Source organism: Nocardiopsis camelliae (assembly GCF_028993595.1).
GTDB lineage: Bacteria > Actinomycetota > Actinomycetes > Streptosporangiales > Streptosporangiaceae > Nocardiopsis > Nocardiopsis dassonvillei.
This window is the reverse complement of record NZ_CP118614.1, coordinates 1629790-1650877: the sequence shown is the minus strand read 5'-3', so window position 1 is coordinate 1650877 and position 21088 is coordinate 1629790. Positions and strand designations below refer to the sequence as shown.

The window sequence follows — 21088 nt, the reverse complement described above, 5'->3', positions numbered from 1 at the left end:
GCCGTTCGTCGTCGTCGGGTGCCGGTCAGACCTCGACCAGGACGGGGATGATCATGGGCCGCCGCCGGTAGGTCTCGTTGACCCAGCGGCCGGCGCTGCGGCGGATGAGCTGGCGCAGCTGGTGGGGGTCGTTGACCCCGTCCCGGGCCGCCTTGTCCAGCGCGTCCTGGATCCGGTCGATGACGTCGTCGTAGGCGTCGGCGCCGATGCCCGCGCCCCGCGTGTGGATCTCGGGCTCGCCCAGGATCTTGCCGGAGCCGGAGTCCACCGCCACGACGACGGAGATGAACCCCTCCTCGCCGAGGACCCGGCGGTCCTTGAGCGCGGCGTCGGTGACGTCGCCGACCGAGGAGCCGTCCACGTACACGTACCCGGCCTGCACCGCGCCGACGATCCTGGCCCGGTTCTTGTGCAGGTCGACGACCACGCCGTCCTCGGCGATGACGATCCGGTCGCTCGGGACCCCGGTCAGCTTGGCGAGGTCGGCGTGGGCGCGCATGTGCCGCCACTCGCCGTGCACGGGCATGAAGTTGCGCGGGCGGACCATGTTGAGCACGTACATCAGCTCGCCTGCGGGCGCGTGGCCGGAGACGTGCACCAGGGCGTTGCCCTTGTGCACGACCTTGGCCCCCCAGCGGGTCAGGCCGTTGATCACCCGGTTGACCGAGTTCTCGTTGCCCGGGATCAGCGACGAGGCGAGCAGGATGGTGTCGCCCTCCTCGATGCGGATCTGGTGGTCCCGGTTGGCCATGCGGCTGAGCGCGGCCATCGGCTCGCCCTGCGAGCCCGTGCACACCAGGAGCACCTCGTCCGGGCGCATCTGGTCGAGCTGCTTGACGTCGACGACGGTGTCGCCGGGGATGCTCAGGTAGCCCAGGTCGCGCGCGATGTTCATGTTGCGGACCATGGAGCGGCCCACGAAGGCGATCTTGCGCCCGTGCTCGACGGCCGCGTCGATGACCTGCTGGACGCGGTGCACGTGCGAGGCGAAGCAGGCCACCACGATGCGCTTCTGGGACTGCCGGAACACCTTGTCGATGGCCTCGGTCAGGTTGCGCTCGTTGACGATGAAGCCGGGCTGCTCGGCGTTGGTGGAGTCCGACAGCAGCAGGTCCACGCCCTCGTCGCCGAACCGGGCGAACCCGGCCAGGTCGGTCAGGCGCCCGTCCAGCGGCAGCTGGTCCATCTTGAAGTCGCCGGTGTGCAGCACCGACCCGCCCGGGGTGCGGATGCCCACGGCCAGCGCGTCCGGGATGGAGTGGTTGACCGCGAAGAACTCCAGGTCGAAGGGGCCGAAGTCGTGCCGCTCGCCCTCCTCCACCAGCACGGTCTCGGGCTTGATGCGGTGCTCGCCGAGCTTGGCGGTGATCAGCGCCAGGGTGAGCTTGGAGCCGACGATCGGGATGTCGGCCCGCTCACGCAGCAGGAACGGCACGCCGCCGATGTGGTCCTCGTGCCCGTGGGTGAGCACGACCGCCTCGATGTCGTCGAGCCGGTCCCGGATGTACTCGAAGTCCGGCAGGATCAGGTCGACGCCGGGCTGCTCCTCCTCGGGGAAGAGCACGCCGCAGTCCACGATGAGCAGGCGCCCGCCGTACTCGAAGACCGTCATGTTGCGGCCGATCTCGCCGAGGCCGCCCAGCGGGACGATGCGCAGCACGCCCTTGCCCAGGGGCGGCGGCGAGCCCAGTTCGGGGTGCGGGTGGCTCATACGGATCCCTCCGTGAGGCGCTCGACGGCGACGGCGCTGGCCGGGACGGCCTGGTGCGGGGCGAGCCCGATCGGGCCCTTGACGCCCGCGGCGGCCAGGTCCTCGCGCAGGAGTGCCTGGAGCTCGGCGGAGGCGTCGGCGAGCGGGGTGCGGACCGGCCCGGAGGGCAGGCCGAACAGGTTGAGGACGGCCTTGGTCGTGATGACGCCCTGGGTGCGGAACATGCCCGTGTAGACCGGCGTGAGGCGGCGGTGGATGGCCAGGGCCTGGCCGACCTCGCCCTTCTCGAAGGCGTCGATCATGTCGCGCAGGTCGGCGCCCACGATGTGGCCGACGACGCTGACGAACCCGGCCGCGCCGACGGACAGCAGCGGCAGGTTGAGGATGTCGGTGCCGCAGTAGAAGGCCAGGTCGGTGCGCTCCATGACCCAGGAGCTGGCGCCGACGTTGTCCTTGGCGTCCTTGTTGGCGACGATGCGCGGGTGCTCGGCCAGGCGGACCAGGGTCTCGGAGGCGATCGGCGTCCCGGTGCGGTGCGGGATGTCGTAGAGCATCACCGGCAGGTCGGTGGAGTCGGCGATCGACGTGAAGTGCCGGATGAGGCCTTCCTGCGGCGGCTTGTTGTAGTAGGGGGTGACGGTCAGCAGACCGTGCGCCCCCGCCTTCTCGGCCGCCTGGGCCAGCCGGATGCTGTGGCGGGTGTCGTTGGTGCCGACCCCGGCCACGATCGTGGCGCGGTCGCCGACCGCCTCCAGGACGGTGCGCAGCAGCCGGTCCTTCTCGTCGTCGCTGGTGGTCGGTGACTCACCGGTGGTGCCGCTGATGACGAGGCCGTCGTTGTGCTGTTCGTCGACGAGGTAGGTGGCCAGTCGGGCCGCGCCCTCGTAGTCGAGTTCCCCGTCCTCCAGCATCGGAGTGACCATCGCGGTCAACATCTTGCCGAACGGGCGGTTCTTGGTGTCCATCATCGTGTGTGAAAGGCGTGCGGACCGCCGCCCTCGGGCGGTGGGGTCCGTGGTTGCCCCTCCTCCTCTCGGTGTACTCCGAAACAGTTGTGGTGACCCGTGCGGGTGTGCCTCGGGCACGGGTGGTCGGCGCTGCGTGTGCGCCACCGCGACCGGCGGATGCGCGACGGTCGCGGGAAAGATCTGTGGTGCCCCCGTGGCGGGGGCTGGGGGCCTGGCCCCGTCCGGTCCACCGTCCTCGTGGGTCGAGGTTGAGTGGTCCCCGGCAAGACGAACCTACCCGTCCCGGGCCCGTGCCATCCGGCCGGGCCCGGGTCCGCCCGCGGTTCGGGGCGGACGGAGTCCGTGGTAGGAGACTAGTCGTCGTTCCCGTCGGGCAGGAACATGCTGAGCAGCCAGCTGACGATGGTGACGACGATCGCGCCCCAGAAGGCGGGCCAGAACCCGTCGATGTGGAAGGGCAGGTCGAACAGGCCCGCGATCCAGTTGGTGAGCATGAGCAGCAGCGCGTTCACCAGGAGGCCGATCAGCCCCAGGGTCAGAGCGTAGAACAGGCATCCGACCGTTTTGACGATCGGTTTGATGACCGCGTTGACCACGCCGAAGATGGCGCCGACGGCCAGGTAGACCAGGATCTGGCCGACCGTGTCCTGCGCGGTGACTTCGATGCCGTCGATCAGGAGGACAGCCGCCCAAAGGGCGAGCGCGTTCACGATAACTCTGATAATGAGGCTCACAACGTAGATGTTCCCATGCTGTGGCAAGGTCCGGAAACTCCGGCGTAGGTGATCTTGTCGCCAGGCGTGTCGCCCACCTCAGAAGGAGAGCCCCCCGTGTCCAGTGCCCGGTTCGTCCGTCCCGCCCGTACCGCCGACGTGGACGCGGTCGTCGACATCCAGGTGGCGTCGTGGCGGGCGGTGTACGGGGCGCTGCTGCCCGAGGAGGTGTCCGGGGCCCTGGGCGGCGAGGAGGCCCGGGGGCGGTTCCGCGAGCAGTGGACGGCGGCCCTGGAGTCGCCGCCGACCTCCCGGCACCGGCTGGTGGTGGCCACCGACGAGGTGGAGGGAACGCGCACGGTCGCGGGCTTCGCCGCGTTCGGCCCCGCCGGGGACCCGGACCTGTGGCCCGCCAAGGACGCGGAGGTGTTCGCCCTGCACGTGGACCCCGCGCGGGCGCGCCAGGGGCACGGCAGCCGCCTGGTGAACGCGTGCGTGGACCACCTGGTCGAGGACGGTTTCGCCACCCTGCACGTGTGGGTGCCCGAGGCCGACAACGCCCTGCGGGCCTTCTTCGAGGCCTCGGGCTGGCGCGCGGACGGCGCCCGCCGCGAGATCGACATGGGGCGGCTGCTGCCGATGGTGCGCCTGCACGCGGCCATCTCCCAGTAACGGGAGGGGCCGGAGCGCGGGTCGGCCGGGCCGAGCGGGAGGGGCCCGTCCGCGCCCCGGCGCCGGGGCGCGGACGGGAGCGCCGCCGACAGGGTCTAACGTGGGGTGGTTGTCGCGGCGCGCACGGGCGCGCCGGTGGTGAGCGGGGAGGGGCCGGAGCGTGGCCACGGTCAGTGAATGGGTCTCGGGGCTGCGTCCCCTTACGCTTCCGAATTCGATCGTTCCGGTGGCGGTCGGCACGGCCCTGGCCTTCGCCCTGGACGGGTTCGTCTGGTGGAAGGCGCTGCTGGCCCTGGTGGTGTCCATGGCGCTCCAGGTCGGCGTGAACTTCGCCAACGACTACAGCGACGGCGTCAAGGGCACCGACACCGAGGCGCGGACGGGGCCGACCCGGCTGACCGCGACCGGTCTGGCCGCCCCGCGGCAGGTGCTGGCTGCGGCCCTGGCCAGCTTCGCGTTCGCGGGGGTGGTGGGCCTGGTGCTGGTGGCCACGTCCTCGTGGTGGCTGCTGCTGGTGGGCGCCCTGGCGATCGCGGCGGCCTGGTACTACACGGGGGGCCGCAGCCCCTACGGGTACCGGGGCCTGGGCGAGGTCTCGGTGTTCGTGTTCTTCGGCGTCGTGGCCGTGGTGGGCACGGTCTTCGTGCAACTGGGCTCCGCGCCCTGGCAGGCGTGGGTGGCGTCGGTGCCGGTGGGCCTGCTGTCCTGCTCGGTACTGGTGATCAACAACCTGCGCGACATCCCGACCGACCGCGAGACCGGCAAGGTCACGCTGGCCGTGCGGCTGGGCGACGCCGGCACCCGTCGCCTGTACGGGGGCGCGATCGTGCTGTCCTACCTGGTGGCGCTGGCGCTGACCCCGGTGTTCTGGTGGACGCCGCTGGTGCTGGTGTCGGCGCCGCTGGCGGTGCCCCCGCTGCGGCGCGTGCTGGGCGGCCAGACCGGCCGCGACCTGGTGCTGGGCCTGGGTGAGACCGGGCGGCTCCAGATGGCGTTCGGCGTGCTGTTCTCGGTCGCCCTGCTCCTGGGGTGAGGCGGTTGCCGCGCGCGGTCGACGGGCCCTTCGTAAGCGGTCACGGGCGCGCCCGTGACCGTCGGGAGACCCACGGGTCCTAGCCTTTCGAGGCATGGCGACCCCCCGCACGACCGCCGCGGCGCTCATCGCCGCGGCGCTGACGCTGATCGCGACCGCCTGCTCCGGAGGCAACCCGGCCGAGGCCCCCCAGGGACCCGAGGCCTCCTTCGACCACAGAACCGACCCCCCGCAGGGGAGTCCCCCGCCGACCGGGGCGGCGCGGGAGGACCCGCCCCCGCCTCCCGTGTCCGGGGACGGCGGGGCGGAGGGGACCGCGGGGGCGGAGGAGGGCCGCGAACCCCGGGAGCCGCGCGACGAGGTGACCGTGCGGCGCGGGGGCACCGAGCTGATCGTGAGCGTGCGCGAGCTGGTCAGCGGCGGGGCCACGGTCGAACTGGTGCTGCGGATCCACAACGGCGGGGACGCCGACAGCCCGGCGTTCGCGGAGCTGGTCGGGTCGGACGAGGGCATGGCCGCCGTCGAGCTGGTCGACGCCGCCAACGGCAGGGTGCACCGCGTGGCGCGCGACTCCTCGGGCGGATGCGTCTGCTCCGACCCCGACCCGGCGCTGGTGCTGCGGCCGGGCGACTCCGTGGAGCTCAGCGCGACCTTCGCGGCCCCGCCGGAGGACGTGCGGGCGATGGACGTGCGCGTCCCGCTCGCCGGTACGTTCACCGGGGTGCGCGTTGTCCGCGGATGAGGGGCGGGGCGCTCCGGGACGGACCGGTTCCCGCCCGAGGCGGCTCCTCGGCCCCCTCGTGCTGGCCGCCCTGGCCGCCGCCTACACCGCCTACCTCGGGTACGCCCTGATGTGGGAGCCGCCGCAGCCCCCGCCCGCCGGGCACCGAGGCGAGCTGATCGTCCCACCGGTCAACGGCGCCCCGGTCGCCACCGCCCCCGTCCTGGACCTGGAGGCGGGGGTGGAGGAGCTGGAGGCTCCCGTGGAGGACCTGGACCTGCCGGTGGCGGGCGGAGGCTGAGACGACACGCCGGACGCCGGGATGCGGCGCCCGGTCCCCGGTCAGGCGGGGACGGGTTAGGATGCGCGCACCCCAGACACGCGCGTACGACACGGCAGGGAGAGACGACACCGTGCCCAGCGAGAACACCGCCCCCGACCCCCTCGACCACGTTCCGGATCCGGAGGAGTGGGCGCGGCGCTCGGCCCTCCAGGCCGCGGCGTTCGACGCGATCGGCGAGCGCTACGACGAGGCATTCCCCCGCAAGGAGGGCCAGGAGGACCGGGTGCGCCGGCTGCTGGACCTGCTGCCGCCCGGCGCGCACGTGCTCGACCTGGGCTCGGGCACGGGCGTGCCCACCGCCCGGCAGCTGGTGGCGGCGGGGGCGCGGGTGACCGGTTACGAGATCTCCGGGCGGATGGTCGAGATCGCCCGCCGCAACGTGCCGGAGGCGACGTTCGTCCGGGCCGACATCCTCGACCTGGACCCCGCGGAGTCCTCGTACGACGCCATCGTGGCGTTCTTCTCCCTGCTGTGCCTGCCCAAGGCCCGTATCCCCGAGGCGCTGAGCCGCGTGCGCGCCTCGCTGGTCCCGGGGGGCCTGCTGTGCCTGTCCATGGTGGAGGCCGACCTGGACGACGCCCCGATTCCCTTCCTGGGCAAGGACATCCGGGTGTCGGGCTACCCGAACGGGGAGCTGCGCCGGGTGGTGGAGGAGGCCGGGCTGGTCGTGGAGGACGAGCGGATCGTCTCCTACGAGCCCGAAGGCGCCCGGCCCGAGGTCCAGGTGTTCCTCACCTGCCGTCGCGGCGCGTGAGACGGGACGGGGGCCGCGCGCAGTGCGCGGCCCCCGTGCGGTGGTCCGGAGAGCGTTCCCGTCCGCGACGGTCCGGGGCGGTCGGCTAGTCCAGGTCCAGGAGCGCGTCCAGGCCCACGGTGAGGGGGTCGGCGAGGCCGTCCACCCCGCGCACGCCCAGCAGCACGCCCGGCATGAACGAGGCGCGGTTCATCGAGTCGTGCCGGATCTTGAGGGTCTCCCCGTCGGTACCGAACACGACCTCCTGGTGGGCGATGAGCCCGGAGATGCGCAGAGCGTGCACCCGCACACCCTCCACGTCGGCGCCGCGGGCGCCGGGGATCTCGGAGGTGGTGGCGTCGGGCATCGGCGCTGCCCCGGCCCCGCGGCGGGCCTCGGCGACCAGCTCGGCGGTCCGGTAGGCGGTGCCGCTGGGGGCGTCGGCCTTGTTCGGGTGGTGCAGCTCGATGATCTCGGTCGAGTCGAAGTACGGCGCGGCCTTGCGCGCGAAGTGCATCATCAGGACGGCGGCGATGCCGAAGTTGGGGGCGATGAGCACCTTGGCCCCGGGCTTCGCCTCCTGCATCCGGCGCACGCGCTCCAGCCTGGCCTCGTCGAACCCGCTGGTGCCGACGACGGCGTGGATCCCGTGGCCGATGAGCCACTCCAGGTTGTCCATCACCGCCTCGGGGTGGGTGAAGTCGACGACGCAGTCGGCCCCCAGCACCGCGTCCCTGTCGCTGGCGGCGTCCACCCCAGCGACGAGTTCCATGTCGTCGGCGCCCCGCACCGCTCGGACGACCTCTGACCCCATGCGCCCGTCGGCGCCGAAAACTCCTACCTTGAACACGGCACGAGCGTACCGGAGCCGGGGAGGCGGGTCGTCGCGGCCCGGCCCGCGACGTGGGCGGACGGGCCCGGCCGGGCCGCCGCCGCGACCGCCCGGACCGGGCACTCCGGTGTCAGCGGACGTCGGCCAGGGTGAGCGCGAAGTCCCCCGCGGGGTCGGTCCACCAGTGGGTGAGGGCGAACCCCGCCCCCTCCAGCTCCGCGGTCAGCCCCTCACGTCGGAACTTGGCGGATACCTCGGTGCGCATCTCCTCCCCGGGGGCGAACTCGACCTCCAGGTCCAGGTCGGCGACCCGCACGCGCTGGGCGGCCCGGGAGCGCAGCCGCATCTCGATCCACTCGCGCTCGGCGTTCCAGCGCGCCACGTGGTCGAAGGCGGCCGGGTCGAAGTCGGCGCCGAGCCGGTGGTTGATGACGGCGAGGACGTTGCGGTCGAAGGCCGCGGTGACCCCCTGTGCGTCGTCGTAGGCGGCGACCAGTCGGGCGGGGTCCTTGACCAGGTCCGCGCCCAGCAGCAGCGAGTCCCCGGGGCGCAGGACGCCGCGGACGTCGCGCAGGAAGGCGGCGCGCGGTTCCGGTTCCTGGTTGCCGATGGTGGAGCCCAGGACGGCCAGCAGCTGGCGACCGCCCTCCCCGCCGACCGGCAGCAGCCCGAGGTGCTCCTCGAAGTCGCCGACGACGGCGTGCACGTCCAGGCCGGGGTAGTCGTCGGCCACGCGGCGGGCGGAGGAGTCGAGGAAGTCGCCGCTGACGTCGACGGGCACGAAGCGGGTGAGGCTGCCCCGGCGGCGCATCGCGTCCAGGAGCAGGCGGGTCTTGACCCCCGATCCGGAGCCGAGCTCGATGAGGACCTCGGCGCCGGCCACGGCGGCGATCTCGTCGGCCCGCAGCTCCAGGATCGCGCGTTCGGCGCGGGTGGGGTAGTACTCGGGCAGGGCGGTGATCTCCTCGAACAGGGAGCTGCCGCGTTCGTCGTAGAACCACTTGGGCGGGAGCCGCTTGGGCCGCGCGGTCAGGCCCTCGGCGACGTCGGTGCGCAGCGCCTTGTCGAGGTCGTCGGCGGTCAGGTTTCGGTCAATCCGGAACATGGTGCCTCCTGTGTCCCCGAAGTTGTACCCGGGACAGGTGGTGTCGGAAAGATGGGCGAAGCCGGTCAGTCGATCGGGCGGATCTCGGTGCGCTCCCCCGTCGCCGCGACCACCGAGTCCTGGGGGACCTCGCGCCATCCGGGGGCGTCGTCGAAGGGTTCGGAGGCAAGGAAGACCCCGCCGTCCGGCTCGCGCAGGGTGAACAGGGTGTCCCCGGCCGCGGTGGCGGCGACGGTCTGGCCGTCGCTGGCCAGCAGGTTGTAGCGGCCCCCGGAGTGCTTGCGGGCCTCGCGGACCACGGTGGCCAGGGTTTCGGACAGGTTCTGGGAGTCGCGCCACAGTCGCACGGTGTGCGCGAACAGCGGTGCGGAGTCCAGGGGGGCGCGGGCGTCCAGCGCGCCGCGGGGCGGGGGCGTGGCGAACGCCTCGGTGAGCGCCTCGTCGTCCTCCACCGCGCCGTTGTGGCTGAACAGCAGCCGGTCGGCGCGGAAGGGCTGGGCGCCCGACTCCTCCGAGCCGAACCCGATCGTGGCGTCGCGCACGGCGGCCACCACGCACCCGGAGGAGATGGCGCGGGCGGCGTCGGCGAAGGAGGCGTCACCCCAGACGGGCATGGCGCGGCGGTAGCGCAGCGGTTCGGCGGGGCCGTCCCCCGGGGGGTACCAGCCGGTTCCGAACCCGTCGGCGTTGACGGTGCCGTACCGCTGCATGCGCGGCGCCCAGGACTGGACGTGCAGTGAGTGGGGCGCCGCGTACAGCAGGTCGTGCAGTGTGCGCGGCGGCCCCAGGTAGGCCAGGTGTCGGCACATCAGGCGGGTTCCGCGTCGCGCGCGCAGCGGAAGCCGCTGAAGATCTGCCGCCGGATCGGGTGGTCCCAGTTGCGGAACGTGGCGCGGACCGCGGTGGGGTGGGTGGCCCAGGATCCGCCGCGCAGCACCTTGTACCCGTCGTCGAAGAACACCTCCGAGTAGTCCTCGTAGGGGAAGGAGCGGAACCCCGGGTAGCCGGTGAAGGTGGTGGAGGTCCACTCCCACACGTCGCCGATCAGCTGCTGGACGCCCAGCGGCGAGGCGCCGTCGGGGTGGCTCCCGGCCGGGGAGGGGCCGAGCCTGCGCTGTCCCAGGTTGGCGTGGCCGGGCCCGGGCTCGGCGTCGCCCCACGGGTGGCGCCGGGACCGGCCGCTGACCGGGTCCAGGCGCGCGGCCTTCTCCCACTCGGGCTCGCTCGGCAGGCGCTTGCCCGCCCAGGCGGCGTAGGCCCGGGCCTCGTGGAAGCACACGTGCTGCACGGGCTCGTCGGGGGGCACCATCTCCCGGCGGCCGAACCGGCGGCGCGACCACCCGGTCCCCTCCCGGGTCCAGAAGGCCGGGGAGACCGCTCCCCGCTTCTCCTTCCACTCCCAGCCGTCGCGGGACCACCAGCGGCGGGTCCGGTAGCCGCCGTCGTCCATGAACTCCTGGTAGGCGGCGTTGGTCACGAGGGCGGTGTCGATCCAGTAGGGGCCCAGGTCGACGGTGCGCGCGGGGCGTTCGTTGTCGTAGGCCCAGGGGTCGTCGTCGGTGCCCATGGTGAAGGGCCCCTCCGGCACGAACACCTCGTCCCGGACCGGCGGGCGCAGCGCGGTGACGGGAGCGGTCTCCTCCAGCAGGACGGGCTCGCCCCTGCGGAGCTGGTGGGTGGCGAGCATGGTCTCGCCGTGCTGGTGCTCGTGCTGGATGACCATGTGGAAGATGAATCCGGCGTCCAGCAGGGATCGTTCGCCGCCGGTGCCGGTCTCCACCCGGGTGAGGTCGGCGGACTCCAGCGCGTCGAGCACCTCCCGGCGCACGCGCGCGTTGTAGTCGCGGGCCTCCTCGGGCCGCAGCAGCGGGAGGCTCACCCGTTCGGCGCGCGGGTTCTCGAAGGCGTCGTAGAGGGTGTCGATGTCGGGGCGCAGCGCCTCGCGGCCCCCCGCGGCGCGCAGCAGCCACTGCTCCTCGTAGTTGCCCACGTGCGCCAGGTCCCAGACCAGCGGCGACATCAGGGGCGAGTGCTGGGCGAGCAGCTCGCCCTCGTCGAGGGCGTGGAGGGTCAGGCCGTTGCTGCGCTCCCTGGCCCGGTCGAGTTCGGCGGCGATGCGCTCCTTGGCGCGCTCCTGTTCGTGGTTCACCGTGCTCCTTCCACGTGTCCGGGGTCCGCGGTCGCGGGCCGTACCCGCTCCGCCCGCGCCGGGCGCGGCACGGGCACGGTCGGCCGGGTGTCGGCGGGGCTGAGACCGCGCCGCGTGTGGTGGTCGGCGTAGTCGTCGACCAGCGCGGCCAGGGAGGCGGCGCCCATGCGGGGCAGCGCCTCGACGGCGGCGTCGAAGCAGGCGCGGGCGCACCGGGCCACTTCGGGGTCGCCCATGCCCAGACGGGCCGAGCGCAGCCACAGGTGACGGTCGGGGAATCGTCCCCCGCACAGCGCCTCGGTGGCCTCCTCGGCCGCGGCGCGGGCGCGGGGGTCGTCGACCAGGGCGGCGGCGAGCGCCACCGGGACCGGCCACCAGCGCAGGGGAAGCGCGTCGATCATCCGCAGCTCCCACCAGCCGCGCGGGCGCACGGGCGGGAAGAGTGTACTGAGGTGGAACTCCAGGTCGGCCCGGGTGGCCGGGCGGGGACCCTGTCCGTCGAGCCACTGGGCGAAGGTCACGCCCGGGTCGGGGGTCCAGGGGCCACCGTTCCCGGGGACGGCCAGGACCCTGGCGGCCAGCGCGTACTCGGTCCACGCCGTGGCCGGGTCGGCGGAACTGTCCGCGTCCAGGACGGGCCGGGTGCGGGTGGCGTCGGTGGCCGCCCAGATCGCCCAGCGGGTGGACTTCCATCCGGTGGGGCGGCCCCGCCAGACGGCGGAGTTGGCGAAGGCGGCGACGAGCACCGGGCCGAGCCGGTGGACGAGTTCCCAGCGGTCGCGGACGTCGGCGGCGTCCTCCCCCGTGTCCAGGCACACCTGGAGCGAGGCCGTGCTGCACATCATGGTGTAGCCGCTGGGCTGGCGGTGGTGGGCGAAGAAGCGCTCCATGGCCGTGTAGCGGGCTTCACGGAGCTGGCGCCGGGGCGGGCGGACGGGGTCGAGGGCCGTCTCGACCAGGTGGAGCCCGGCCTCGGCGAGGGCCTTGCCGATGTGGTCCAGGTCGGCGGCGAGCGCCGCGTGCGCCCGGGCCGGTCCCGGAAGGGCGGGTGAGCTGAGTTCGAGCTGTCCGCCGGGTTCGAAGGTGACGCCGCTCCCCGAGGGCGGCGGGCCGCAGGACTCCACCAGGGCGGCGAGGCGGTCGAGGGGAACGGGTGCGGTCGGGTCCGCGGAGTCGGCGACCAGCCATTCAGTCTCGGCTCCGACCTTGCCGGGAGGGCCGGTCTTGAAACAGACGCCGTTGATGTACTCGTGGACGTCTTCCGTGGTCATGTGGTGGGCCATGGGCTGTCCCCTCGCGAACGGCCGCCCCCGCCGGGCGGCGCCCCGGGAATCCTGCCCATCCGGTCGTCATGCCGAACGTGCGTGTTGTCCACGACTCTCCGATGCTGTCGGGACACTCCCGATACGGACGGGGAGGCTGGGCGGCGGGATGCCAGGTGGTACAGGCCGTCGCGGTGGGTGGGCGCGTTCCCACCCACCGATGTGTGATGCCGGTCACATTGCAGTGAACTCCCGGAGGCGCTTCTCGACGACGGCACGTTCGTCCTGGTCAAGGCCGATACCGAACACCTCCCGCAACACCCGTCCCACCTCCTCCACAGGCACCTCGCGTTCCGTGCGGGTGCCGTCGGGGGCGGCGGTGGTCAGGGTGGTGTCCGTGAGCGTGTGCTGGGCGCCCGGCCCGATGCGCTGGGCCATCAGCCTGCCCAGGAACGGGGAGCGCGGGTGGCTGGTCAGGACGGGCGGCAGGTCGCCGGACAGGCCCACGCGTGCGAGGTAGGCGTCCAGGCCCAGTTCCCGGCCGTGCCAGAAGTCGCGGTCGGCAGTGAAGAGGGAGGACAGCGGCGCGGGGGTCAGAGTGTCGGAAATAAGGTTTCGCGGGACGTATCAATCCCGAAACGGACCCATAAAAGCCCTGTTCCGAACGAAGCGCTCTCTGCTCCTATCCGGAAGCGGGAACGGAGAAGGAGGACGTGGAGACGTCCGCGGTCAGCGCGCCGCCGCACCGGTGCGTACTCAGCCGGAGGCCGGTTCCCCCCCGCGCACGCGTCCGGCGGCGTCGGCCGCCGCCCAGTGGCAGGCCACCCGCCGCTCGGCGCCGCCCCCCAGGATCGCCGGGTCCACGGTGCGGCAGCGGTCGGCCACCCCCGCGCGCCCGGCCTCACCGGAGGCCAGCACCGGGCAGCGCGGGTGGAAGCGGCAGCCCCGGGGCACCCGCTTGGGGTCCGGCGGCTCGCCGGAGAGCACCACCGGTTCCCCGTCCGCCTCGGGCAGCACCGAAAGCAGAGCCCGGGTGTAGGGGTGGGCGGGAGCGGACAGGACCTCCTCCACGGTGCCCAGCTCCACCACGCGCCCCAGGTACATCACCGCGACCCGGTCGGCGATGTTCCAGGCCAGGCCCAGGTCGTGCGTGGCCACCAGGGCCGACAGCCCCAGGTCGGCGCGCAGGTCCAGGAGCAGCCGCAGGATCTCGCCGCGCACCGACGCGTCCAGGGAGGCCACCGGCTCGTCGGCCACCAGCACCTCGGGATCGAGGATGAGCGCACCGGCGATCACCACGCGCTGGCGCTGGCCGCCCGACAGCTCGTGCGGATAGCGGGGGAAGAACCGGTCCGGCGGGCGCAGGCCCGCCTTGGACAGCGCCTCGCCGACCCGCTCGGCCTCGTCGGACACGGTGCCCTCGTGGATGCGCAGCCCCTCGGCCACGGACTCGTAGACGGTGCGGCGCGGGTTGAGCGACCCGGTGGGGTCCTGCTGCACCAGCTGCACCCGGCGGCGGTAGCGGCGCATGTCGCGGGAGCCGTAGCGCAGCGGGTCGCCCTCGAAGGCCACGTCGCCGCCCGTGGGCCGCTCCAGGCCCAGCAGGACGCGGGCCAGGGTGGTCTTGCCGCAGCCGGACTCCCCCACCAGCGCCACGATCTCGCCCGTGGAGACGTCGAGGTTGACACCGTCCACGGCGCGGGCGGTGCCCCGGCCCCCGCCGGGGGCGAACCCGGCCGCGAAGGCGACCTCCACCCCCCGGGCGCTCAGGACGGGGACCGCCTCCTCCCCGCGGGTCGGCGGCGTCTCGTGGGAGTCGGTCTCGGTGGTGCTCACGGGCGCGTCTCCTCGGTGGGTGCGGCGGTCGCGGTCACGGACGGCCCCCGTCGTCCCCGGTGGCGGTCAGCGGCCGGGCGGGGCCCACGTGCACGCACGCCGCCTGCCTGGTGGACGCGCCCCCGGTGTCGGGGTCCACCGGCCACAGGGGCGGGTCGACCGTGGCGCACACGGTCTCGGCCACCGCGCAGCGCGGCCGGAACACGCAGCCTGAGGGCGGGTCCGCCGGGTCGGGCGGGTCGCCGGGCAGGCCCCGGGGCGCCAGGCGCGAGGCCGGGTCGCCGATGCGGGGGAAGGCGGCGCTGAGCGCGCTGGCGTAGGGGTGCGCGGGTTCGTGCACGACCTCCCGGGCCGGTCCCTGCTCCACGACCCGGCCCGCGTACATGACCGCGACCCGGTCGCAGGTCGAGGCCAGGACCGACAGGTCGTGGCTGATCATCAGCATGCCGATGCCGTGCTCGGCGACGAGCCGCCGCAGCAGGGCCAGGATCTGGGCCTGGATCATCACGTCCAGGGCGGTGGTGGCCTCGTCGGCGATGACCAGGCGCGGCTCGCAGGCCAGCGCCATGGCGATCATGGCCCGCTGGCGCTGCCCGCCGGACAGCTGGTGGGGGTAGTCGCGGGCGCGGGAGGCGGGCAGACCGACCTGTTCGAGCAGCGCGCCGACGCGGGCGGGCGCCTCCGCCGCGGGGACCGTGCCGTGCACGCTCATCGGCTCGGCGATCTGCTGTCCGATCCGCCGGACCGGGTTGAGCGAGTGCATGGCGCCCTGGAAGACGATGGAGGCGCCCGCCCAGCGGACCGCGCGCAGGCGGCCCCAGCGCATGTCCAGGACGTTCTCGCCCTCCAGCAGGACCTCGCCGGAGATGCGCGCGGTCTCGGGCAGCAGGCGCAGCAGGGCCAGGGCCACGGTGGACTTGCCGCTGCCCGACTCCCCCGCCAGGCCCAGGGTGTCGCCGGGGTCCAGGGACAGGTCCACGCCGCGCACGGCGGGGACGTCGCCGCCGCCCGTGCGGTAGGTGACGCGCAGGTCGCGGACGTCGAGGAGGGAGGTCAACGCTGCTCCCGGAGTCGCGGGTTGATGACGGATTCGAGGGCCCGGCCGCACAGTGTGAAGGACAGCGCGACCACGGCGATCGCCAGGCCGGGCGGCACCATGTACCACCAGATCCCGGAGCTGATCGCGCCCGCGTTGCGGGCCGCGTCCAGGATGCCTCCCCAGGAGATCGTCGTGGGGTCTCCCACGCCCAGGAAGGCCAGCGTGGACTCGGCGATGATCGAGGTGGCCACGAGCAGTGTGGTCTGGGCGAGCACGACCGGCATGACGTTGGGCAGGACGTGCCAGAGCATGACGTGGCCGTGGCCGCCGCCCAGGGCGCGGGCCCGCTCCACGTAGGGGCGGGCCTCCACCGCGAGGGTCTGGGCGCGCACCAGGCGCGCCGTGGCGGGCCAGACGGTCAGGCCGATGGCGATGATGATGGTCCCGGTGCCGCGCGGCAGCACGGCGGCCAGCGCCACGGCCAGGACCAGCGTGGGCAGGACCAGGAACCAGTCGGTGACGCGCATGAGCACGGAGGACGCGAACCGCCCGGCCGGTCCGCCGGAGGCGCCGAAGTGCCCGGCGGTGACCCCGACCAGGGTGCCCAGGACCACGGAGACGGCCGTGGCCAGGAAGCCCACCGTGAGCGAGACCCGCGAGCCCCAGACGACCAGGTCCAGGATGGAGCGGCCGAAATTGTCGGTGCCGAGCGGGAACCGCGCGCTGGGTTCCTCGTAGGCGGTGCCGGGCGCTCCGGTGACGGTGAGGTCGGCCGGGTCGACGAAGAGCGGCGCGGTCAGGGCCAGGGCGCCGATGGCCAGCAGCGCGGCCAGGCCGACCAGCCCGGCCCGGTTGCGGGTGTACTCGCGGGCGAAGCGGCGCAGGGCCTCCTGACGGCGTCTGCGTGCGAGGACGCGGGGAGAGGGCGGTGCGGTCGGCGGCGGCGCGGTGGCCGTGGCGGTTCCGCCTCCGGCGGGGACTCCGTCGGAGCCCTCCGGCCGGGCGGAGGGGTCGTTCTCCCCGCCGCTCGGGCTGCCGGGCGTCCCGGCGGGGGCGTTCACGGGCGCACCCGGGGGTCGAGCAGCGGGTACACCAGGTCGGCGAGCAGGTTCATGAGGATCACCGAGGCCGCGAACACCACGAACAGGCCCTGGACGAGGCCGAGGTCGGGTACGCGCAGGCCGGAGTAGAAGAGCTGTCCGAGGCCGGGCCAGGAGAACACGGTCTCCACGAGGATCACCCCGGACACGACCTGTCCGAGGTTGAGGAACAGGAGCGTCACCGTGGGCAGCAGGGCGTTGGGCACGGCGTGCCTGCGCCGCACCAGGGCGTCGCGCAGGCCCTTGGCGCGCGCGGTGGTGAGGTAGTCGGCGCCCTTCTCGTCCATGAGCGAGGAGCGCATGATCATCAGGTACTGGGCGTAGATGACCGCGACCATGGTGGTGACGGGCAGCACCATGTGCCAGGCGGTGTTCAGCACGGTCTCCAGGCCCCCGCCGGTGCGGGGGTCGACCATGCCGCCGGTCGGGAACATGCCGGGCACGAACCCGCGCCCCGAGGCCAGGAAGACGATGAGCAGCAGGCCCAGCCAGAACGTGGGCACCGACCAGAAGAACAGGGCGACGGCGGTGTTGGCCCGGTCCGAGCGGCTGCCCGGCCGCCAGCCCGCCCGGGCGCCCAGGAACAGGCCCAGCAGCGCGGCGACGACCGTGCCGGTCCCGGCGAGCAGGACGGTCGGGCCGATCCGGTCGAGGATGAGCTCGGTGACGGGTTCGTGGTACTGGAAGGACTCGCCGAGGTCGAGGCGGAGCAGCCCGAGCGCGTAGTCGAGGAACTGCTGCCACAGCGGCTGGTCGAGCCCGAACTGGCGGCGCAGCTCATCGCGCTGCTCGGCGGTGACCTCGCGGCCCTCGGTCATGGCGCGGACGGGGTCGCCGGGCAGGATCCGGAAGAGGAAGAACCCGGCGACGACCACGGCGGCCAGGGAGACCACCGCGGTCGTCAGGCGTCCGGCCACGTAGCGCGCGGCGCGCCGGGCGCGGCCCGCTCCGGCGGGTCCGGCCGGGGAGGGTGCGGCGGGCGCGTCCTCCCCGGGCGGGCCTCCCTCGGCGGTGGGAGTAGTGGTCACTCGCGGTCCTCCATGGTGGAACGTCGGCGCAGCAGCAGGAAGCCCCCGACCGCGGCGAGGACGAGCACGACGGCCCCGACGCCGATCCAGACCCCGGTGGAGGGGCCGGAGGCGGTGCCCGCGGCCCGCTCGTCGGCGGGTTCGGCCGACCACCAGGCCCAGTAGCCGTCCTGGCCCCAGATGTTGCCGCCCTCGGCGGGCTCGTACTGGATGGAGGCGATGTGGTCGGTGCGGTAGGCCTCCATGATGTTGGGGTAGGCCAGCACGTTCACGACGGCCTCGCGGTAGAGGACCTCCTGGAGCTGGTGGATGATCTCCGCGCGGGCCTGGCGGTCGTACTCGGCGAGCTGGGCCTCGTAGAGCTCGTCGTACTCCTCGTCGCAGAAGTAGGCGTCGCCCTGCATGGTGCCCGGCTCGGTGGGCAGGGCGCCGCAGGTGTGGATGCTCAGCACGTAGTCGGGGTCGGGGTTGACCGTCCAGCCGGTGAAGATGAGGTCGTACTCACCCGCGAAGAGGGCGTCGCTGAGCACGCCGGGGTCGACGGTGAGGTTCTCGATCTCGATGCCGATGTCGGCCAGGCGCTCGACGATGACCAGTCCGGTGTTGACGTTGTCGGGCCGGTCCTGGTGGACGTGCATGCGCAGTTCGAGGCGGTCGCCCTCGGGTGAGACGCGCACGCCGTCCTCGCCCCGCTCGTACCCGGCCTCGTCGAGCATCGCGTTGGCGGCTTCGGGGTCGAAGTCGAGGACGGCCTCCCCGCCCTCGGGCGCCCAGTGGAAGTCCTCGTAGCGGGGCGGGATGTAGCCGCCCGCGGCAACTGCCTCGCCGCCGTGCGCCTTGTCGACGATCTCCTGGTTGTCGATGGCCATGACGATGGCCTGGCGCAGGGTGCGGTCGGCGAGTGCGGGGTGCCCGTCGCCGAACTCCTCCCCGTCCTGGGTGACCGCGCCGGGGTTGATGGTGAAGGCCTGGAAGCGCTTGCCGTCGGCGATGTTGACCTCGATGTCCTGCGCCGACTCCAGGGCGGCGGCCTGCGCCTGGGTGAGTTCGTAGACGAGGGAGACCTCACCGCTGCGCAGCGCCTCCACCGCCGCGTCCTTCTCGGAGTAGTAGCGCAGGACGATCCGCTCGAAGGCGGGTGCGCCGCGCCAGTGGTCGGGGTTGGCCTCCAGGGTGATGGAGCGGCCCCGGTCGTGGCCGGTGAGGACGAAGGGTCCGCTGCCGACGGTCGGGAAGTCCTCGTTGCCGTAGTCGGAGAAGGCCTCGCCCTCCCGCTCAAGGATCGGCTCCCAGACGTGCCTGGGGACGATCGGGACGTTGAGGGAGGTCATGGTGGCCTGCGGCTCGTCGAGTTCGACGACCACGGTCCGGTCGTCCTCGGCGGTGACCGTGTCGAAGCCGGAGACGTAGTTGCCGTTGGCGACCGCCGCGGCCTCGTTCTCCATCATGGTGGTGAAGGTCCAGGCCACGTCGTCGGCGGTCAGGGGCTCGCCGTCGGAGAACTGGACGCCCTCGCGCAGGTGGAAGGTCCAGGTGAGGCCGTCGTCGCTGGACTCCCAGGACTCGGCGAGGGAGGGGGCGGGCTGGTTCGTCTGGGGGTCGACCGTGACGAGGGAGTCGTAGACGTGGCGCAGGACGTTGGTGGTGATCGCGAGCTGCGCGGTGAAGGGGTTGAAGGAGTCCACCTGCTGGGAGGTGGCGATGCTGAGGGTCTGGCCGTCGGAGGTGTCCGCGGCGGCGGGGGCCGCGGTGGTTCCGGCCAGGAGGAGGAGCGCGGCGGCCGTGGCGGCGGTGCGGCGCGCGAACGCGCCGGCGGAAGGTGCGTGGGGAGGGACGGTGCGGCGCACGGGGGAACCGGGGGGAGGGTGGTGGGCGTTCATGTGCGGCCCCTCCTGTCAGAGGATCGTGGGTCGGTGGCACGCCACCCGGGGGTTGGTGGTTGTTTACCAACGGACGACGACGAGCGTCAATGACCTTCGTGGAGCGCCGTGACATCGGTTTGGATTCGGCCCGAAGAATGTCCCCGCGAAAGCGTCCGGAAAGCGTCACCGGAAATGTCCGGGACACGCGGAAAGAGTTCGGCCGGAGTGCGCGACCGGCGTCCGGGGAGCACGGAAGGGCGCACAGCGGTCCCGTGTTCCCACGCAGAGGGGTCGCGGGCACACGCCGGGTGGCGAACGGGCGCCGCCGGGAGGGCGGCGGGGAGGCGGGCCGTGTGCGCTGCGTGACCGGCGCGCCGTTGGCGGACACCCCGCGTTGGCAGTAAATGCCGTACTCCGCTACGGTTCCCGCCATGATGGGGCACTCGCACGCACTGAGCGGCGTGGTTGGTTGGATGGCGGTCGTTCCGCTGGTCCAGGGCAGGGAATTCCTCGGACTCAGCTTCCACCTGGGTCCCGGTGAGATCATCGCGGGTTCGCTGGTCTGTGCCGGTGCGGCCCTGCTGCCCGATCTGGACCACAAGAGCGCCACGGTGACCAAGACCTACGGCAGGGTCACCGAGGTGCTGAGCGGCATGCTGGGCTTCCTGTTCGGCGGGCACCGGATGGGAACGCACTCGTTCTTCTTCGCGGTCCTCATGGGCGTACTGGTGCAGCTGTTGGCGCTGTGGTCCCAGCTGGCCGTCCAGGTCTTCGTGTTCCTGCTGATCGGCATCGCCCTCCAGGGCCTGGGCTTCGGCCTGGACAAGAACAAGGTCGCGTCGGGGGTCATCAACGCGATGGCCACGGCGGGCATCACGCTGGCGCTGTTCACCTCCGGGGTGAACTACAGCTGGCTGGGCCTGGCAGTGGCCTTCGGCGTCATCCTGCACTTCTTCGGCGACATGATCACCAAGATGGGCGTGCCCATCTTCTGGCCCTTCTTCAAGAAGCGCTTCGGCCAGGGGAAGGGCTTCGTCACCGACGGCCCGGTCGAGCAGAAGTTCGTCACCCCGCTGCTGACCATCGGCGTCATCGTGGGGACCATCTACCTGTTCGACTGGCCCGCACTGCTGCCCGAGTACTGACGGGGGCCGGGGGCCCGGGGGCGCGGGGGCGCCCCCGCGCCGACGCCCCGGCCGCGCGCGGGACCCCGCGACGCGCCCCGCCGCCGGGGCCGCGTCCGGTTCCCCTCCCCGCGGCGGCCCGGCACCTGTCGGCCGCGCCCCGGCTGGCCTAGGCTGTCGGGCGTGACACGATCCACAGAGGGCCTCAGCCCCGAACTGCACGCCTACGTCGTCGAGCACAGCGAGCCCGTGGACGAGGTCCTGGCGGACCTGGCCGAGGAGACCGCGCGGCTGTTCCCGGACCACCGGGGCATGCAGATCGGCCCCGAACAGGGCGCCTTCACCACGATGCTCACGCGGATCTGCGGCGCGCGGGAGGTGGTGGAGATCGGGACCTTCACCGGCTACTCGTCGATCTGCTTCGCGCGCGGCCTACCCGAGGACGGCCGCCTCCTGGCCCTGGACGTCAGCGAGGAGTGGACCTCCGTGGCCCGGAGGTACTGGGAACGAGCCGGGGTCGCGGACCGCATCACCCTGAGGCTGGGCCCGGCCCTGGAGTCGCTGCGGGAGCTTCCCGAGGAGCCGCGGTTCGACCTGGCCTTCGTGGACGCCGACAAGGAGGGCTACGTCGGCTACTGGGAGGAGCTGGTCCCCCGCGTCCGGCCGGGCGGCCTGATCCTGGCCGACAACACCCTCTCCCACGGGCGGGTCGTGGACCGCGAGAACACCTCGGCGGCCGTACGGGGGATCCGCGACTTCAACGACCGGCTGGTCTCCGACGGGCGCGTCACGCAGGTGCTGCTGCCCATCGGCGACGGCCTCACCCTCGCCCGCAAGCGCTGACGCGCCGAAGCACC

The 21088-nt window shown here is 73.1% G+C and carries 21 protein-coding genes; 7 read left to right on the top strand and 14 right to left on the bottom strand.

Translation table 11 applies throughout. The annotated features are described in order from the left end of the window. Positions 1-25: 25 nt before the first annotated feature. The 3 genes from PV789_RS07380 to PV789_RS07370 all read right to left on the bottom strand — a co-directional run bounded on the left by PV789_RS07380 (position 26) and on the right by PV789_RS07370 (position 3413). A complete protein-coding gene (locus PV789_RS07380; RefSeq protein ID WP_274976726.1) occupies positions 26-1711 on the bottom strand; it encodes a ribonuclease J in 1686 nt (561 codons plus the stop codon). After that, complete coding sequence (dapA, locus tag PV789_RS07375; protein ID WP_212641040.1) at positions 1708-2679, bottom strand: 4-hydroxy-tetrahydrodipicolinate synthase; 972 nt, start codon at positions 2677-2679, stop codon at positions 1708-1710. The genes PV789_RS07380 and dapA overlap by 4 nt, the downstream gene beginning before the upstream one ends. A 353-nt stretch (positions 2680-3032) precedes the next feature. Further along, on the bottom strand, positions 3033-3413 hold the full coding sequence (locus tag PV789_RS07370; RefSeq protein ID WP_082768262.1) for a phage holin family protein: 381 nt from the start codon (positions 3411-3413) through the stop codon (positions 3033-3035). A gap of 96 nt (positions 3414-3509) precedes the next feature. Here PV789_RS07370 and PV789_RS07365 point away from each other — a divergent pair, with 96 nt between their 5' ends. The 5 genes from PV789_RS07365 to PV789_RS07345 all read left to right on the top strand — a co-directional run bounded on the left by PV789_RS07365 (position 3510) and on the right by PV789_RS07345 (position 6915). Continuing rightward, a complete protein-coding gene (locus PV789_RS07365) occupies positions 3510-4064 on the top strand; it encodes a GNAT family N-acetyltransferase (RefSeq protein ID WP_212641041.1) in 555 nt (184 codons plus the stop codon). A gap of 160 nt (positions 4065-4224) precedes the next feature. Continuing rightward, positions 4225-5097 (top strand): 1,4-dihydroxy-2-naphthoate polyprenyltransferase, encoded by an 873-nt coding sequence (locus PV789_RS07360; protein ID WP_274976725.1) that lies wholly within the window; start codon positions 4225-4227, stop codon positions 5095-5097. Between the two features lie 94 nt (positions 5098-5191). Continuing rightward, positions 5192-5839 (top strand): hypothetical protein, encoded by a 648-nt coding sequence (locus tag PV789_RS07355; RefSeq protein WP_274976724.1) that lies wholly within the window; start codon positions 5192-5194, stop codon positions 5837-5839. After that, positions 5826-6119 (top strand): hypothetical protein, encoded by a 294-nt coding sequence (locus tag PV789_RS07350; RefSeq protein WP_274976723.1) that lies wholly within the window; start codon positions 5826-5828, stop codon positions 6117-6119. The genes PV789_RS07355 and PV789_RS07350 overlap by 14 nt, the downstream gene beginning before the upstream one ends. A gap of 112 nt (positions 6120-6231) precedes the next feature. Next, complete coding sequence (locus PV789_RS07345) at positions 6232-6915, top strand: class I SAM-dependent DNA methyltransferase (RefSeq protein WP_274976722.1); 684 nt, start codon at positions 6232-6234, stop codon at positions 6913-6915. Positions 6916-7000: 85 nt separating this feature from the next. Here PV789_RS07345 and dapB read toward each other — a convergent pair whose 3' ends face one another. The 11 genes from dapB to PV789_RS07290 form a co-directional block, all read right to left on the bottom strand. Continuing rightward, complete coding sequence (gene dapB, locus PV789_RS07340) at positions 7001-7744, bottom strand: 4-hydroxy-tetrahydrodipicolinate reductase (RefSeq protein ID WP_274976721.1); 744 nt, start codon at positions 7742-7744, stop codon at positions 7001-7003. 112 nt (positions 7745-7856) lie between these two features. Then, the gene (gene egtD, locus PV789_RS07335; RefSeq protein WP_274976720.1) at positions 7857-8831 is read right to left on the bottom strand and encodes an L-histidine N(alpha)-methyltransferase; all 975 of its coding nucleotides are present in this window, start codon (positions 8829-8831) and stop codon (positions 7857-7859) included. 65 nt (positions 8832-8896) lie between these two features. Beyond that, a complete protein-coding gene (egtC, locus tag PV789_RS07330) occupies positions 8897-9640 on the bottom strand; it encodes an ergothioneine biosynthesis protein EgtC (RefSeq protein ID WP_274976719.1) in 744 nt (247 codons plus the stop codon). After that, on the bottom strand, positions 9640-10980 hold the full coding sequence (egtB, locus tag PV789_RS07325; RefSeq protein WP_274976718.1) for an ergothioneine biosynthesis protein EgtB: 1341 nt from the start codon (positions 10978-10980) through the stop codon (positions 9640-9642). Before egtB ends, egtC begins: the two co-directional genes overlap by 1 nt. After that, positions 10977-12263 carry an ergothioneine biosynthesis glutamate--cysteine ligase EgtA gene (egtA, locus tag PV789_RS07320; RefSeq protein ID WP_274976717.1) on the bottom strand — a complete coding sequence of 429 codons (1287 nt, stop codon included), beginning with the start codon at positions 12261-12263 and terminating at the stop codon, positions 10977-10979. The genes egtB and egtA overlap by 4 nt, the downstream gene beginning before the upstream one ends. A gap of 213 nt (positions 12264-12476) precedes the next feature. Continuing rightward, the gene (locus tag PV789_RS07315; protein WP_274976716.1) at positions 12477-12749 is read right to left on the bottom strand and encodes an arylamine N-acetyltransferase; all 273 of its coding nucleotides are present in this window, start codon (positions 12747-12749) and stop codon (positions 12477-12479) included. A gap of 249 nt (positions 12750-12998) precedes the next feature. Further along, positions 12999-14078 carry an ABC transporter ATP-binding protein gene (locus PV789_RS07310; protein ID WP_274976715.1) on the bottom strand — a complete coding sequence of 360 codons (1080 nt, stop codon included), beginning with the start codon at positions 14076-14078 and terminating at the stop codon, positions 12999-13001. A 34-nt stretch (positions 14079-14112) separates the two neighbouring features. Continuing rightward, complete coding sequence (locus PV789_RS07305; protein WP_274976714.1) at positions 14113-15135, bottom strand: ABC transporter ATP-binding protein; 1023 nt, start codon at positions 15133-15135, stop codon at positions 14113-14115. After that, the gene (locus tag PV789_RS07300; protein WP_274976713.1) at positions 15132-16178 is read right to left on the bottom strand and encodes an ABC transporter permease; all 1047 of its coding nucleotides are present in this window, start codon (positions 16176-16178) and stop codon (positions 15132-15134) included. Before PV789_RS07300 ends, PV789_RS07305 begins: the two co-directional genes overlap by 4 nt. Continuing rightward, positions 16175-17245, bottom strand: coding sequence for an ABC transporter permease (locus PV789_RS07295; RefSeq protein WP_274976712.1), 1071 nt, complete (start codon positions 17243-17245; stop codon positions 16175-16177). Before PV789_RS07295 ends, PV789_RS07300 begins: the two co-directional genes overlap by 4 nt. Continuing rightward, positions 17242-19125, bottom strand: coding sequence for an ABC transporter substrate-binding protein (locus tag PV789_RS07290; protein ID WP_274976711.1), 1884 nt, complete (start codon positions 19123-19125; stop codon positions 17242-17244). Before PV789_RS07290 ends, PV789_RS07295 begins: the two co-directional genes overlap by 4 nt. Before the next feature lie 413 nt (positions 19126-19538). Here PV789_RS07290 and PV789_RS07285 point away from each other — a divergent pair, with 413 nt between their 5' ends. Continuing rightward, positions 19539-20252: a metal-dependent hydrolase gene (locus tag PV789_RS07285; RefSeq protein WP_302475388.1), complete on the top strand. Its 714-nt coding sequence runs from the start codon at positions 19539-19541 to the stop codon at positions 20250-20252. 162 nt (positions 20253-20414) lie between these two features. After that, a complete protein-coding gene (locus PV789_RS07280; protein ID WP_274976709.1) occupies positions 20415-21074 on the top strand; it encodes an O-methyltransferase in 660 nt (219 codons plus the stop codon). Positions 21075-21088: the final 14 nt, after the last annotated feature.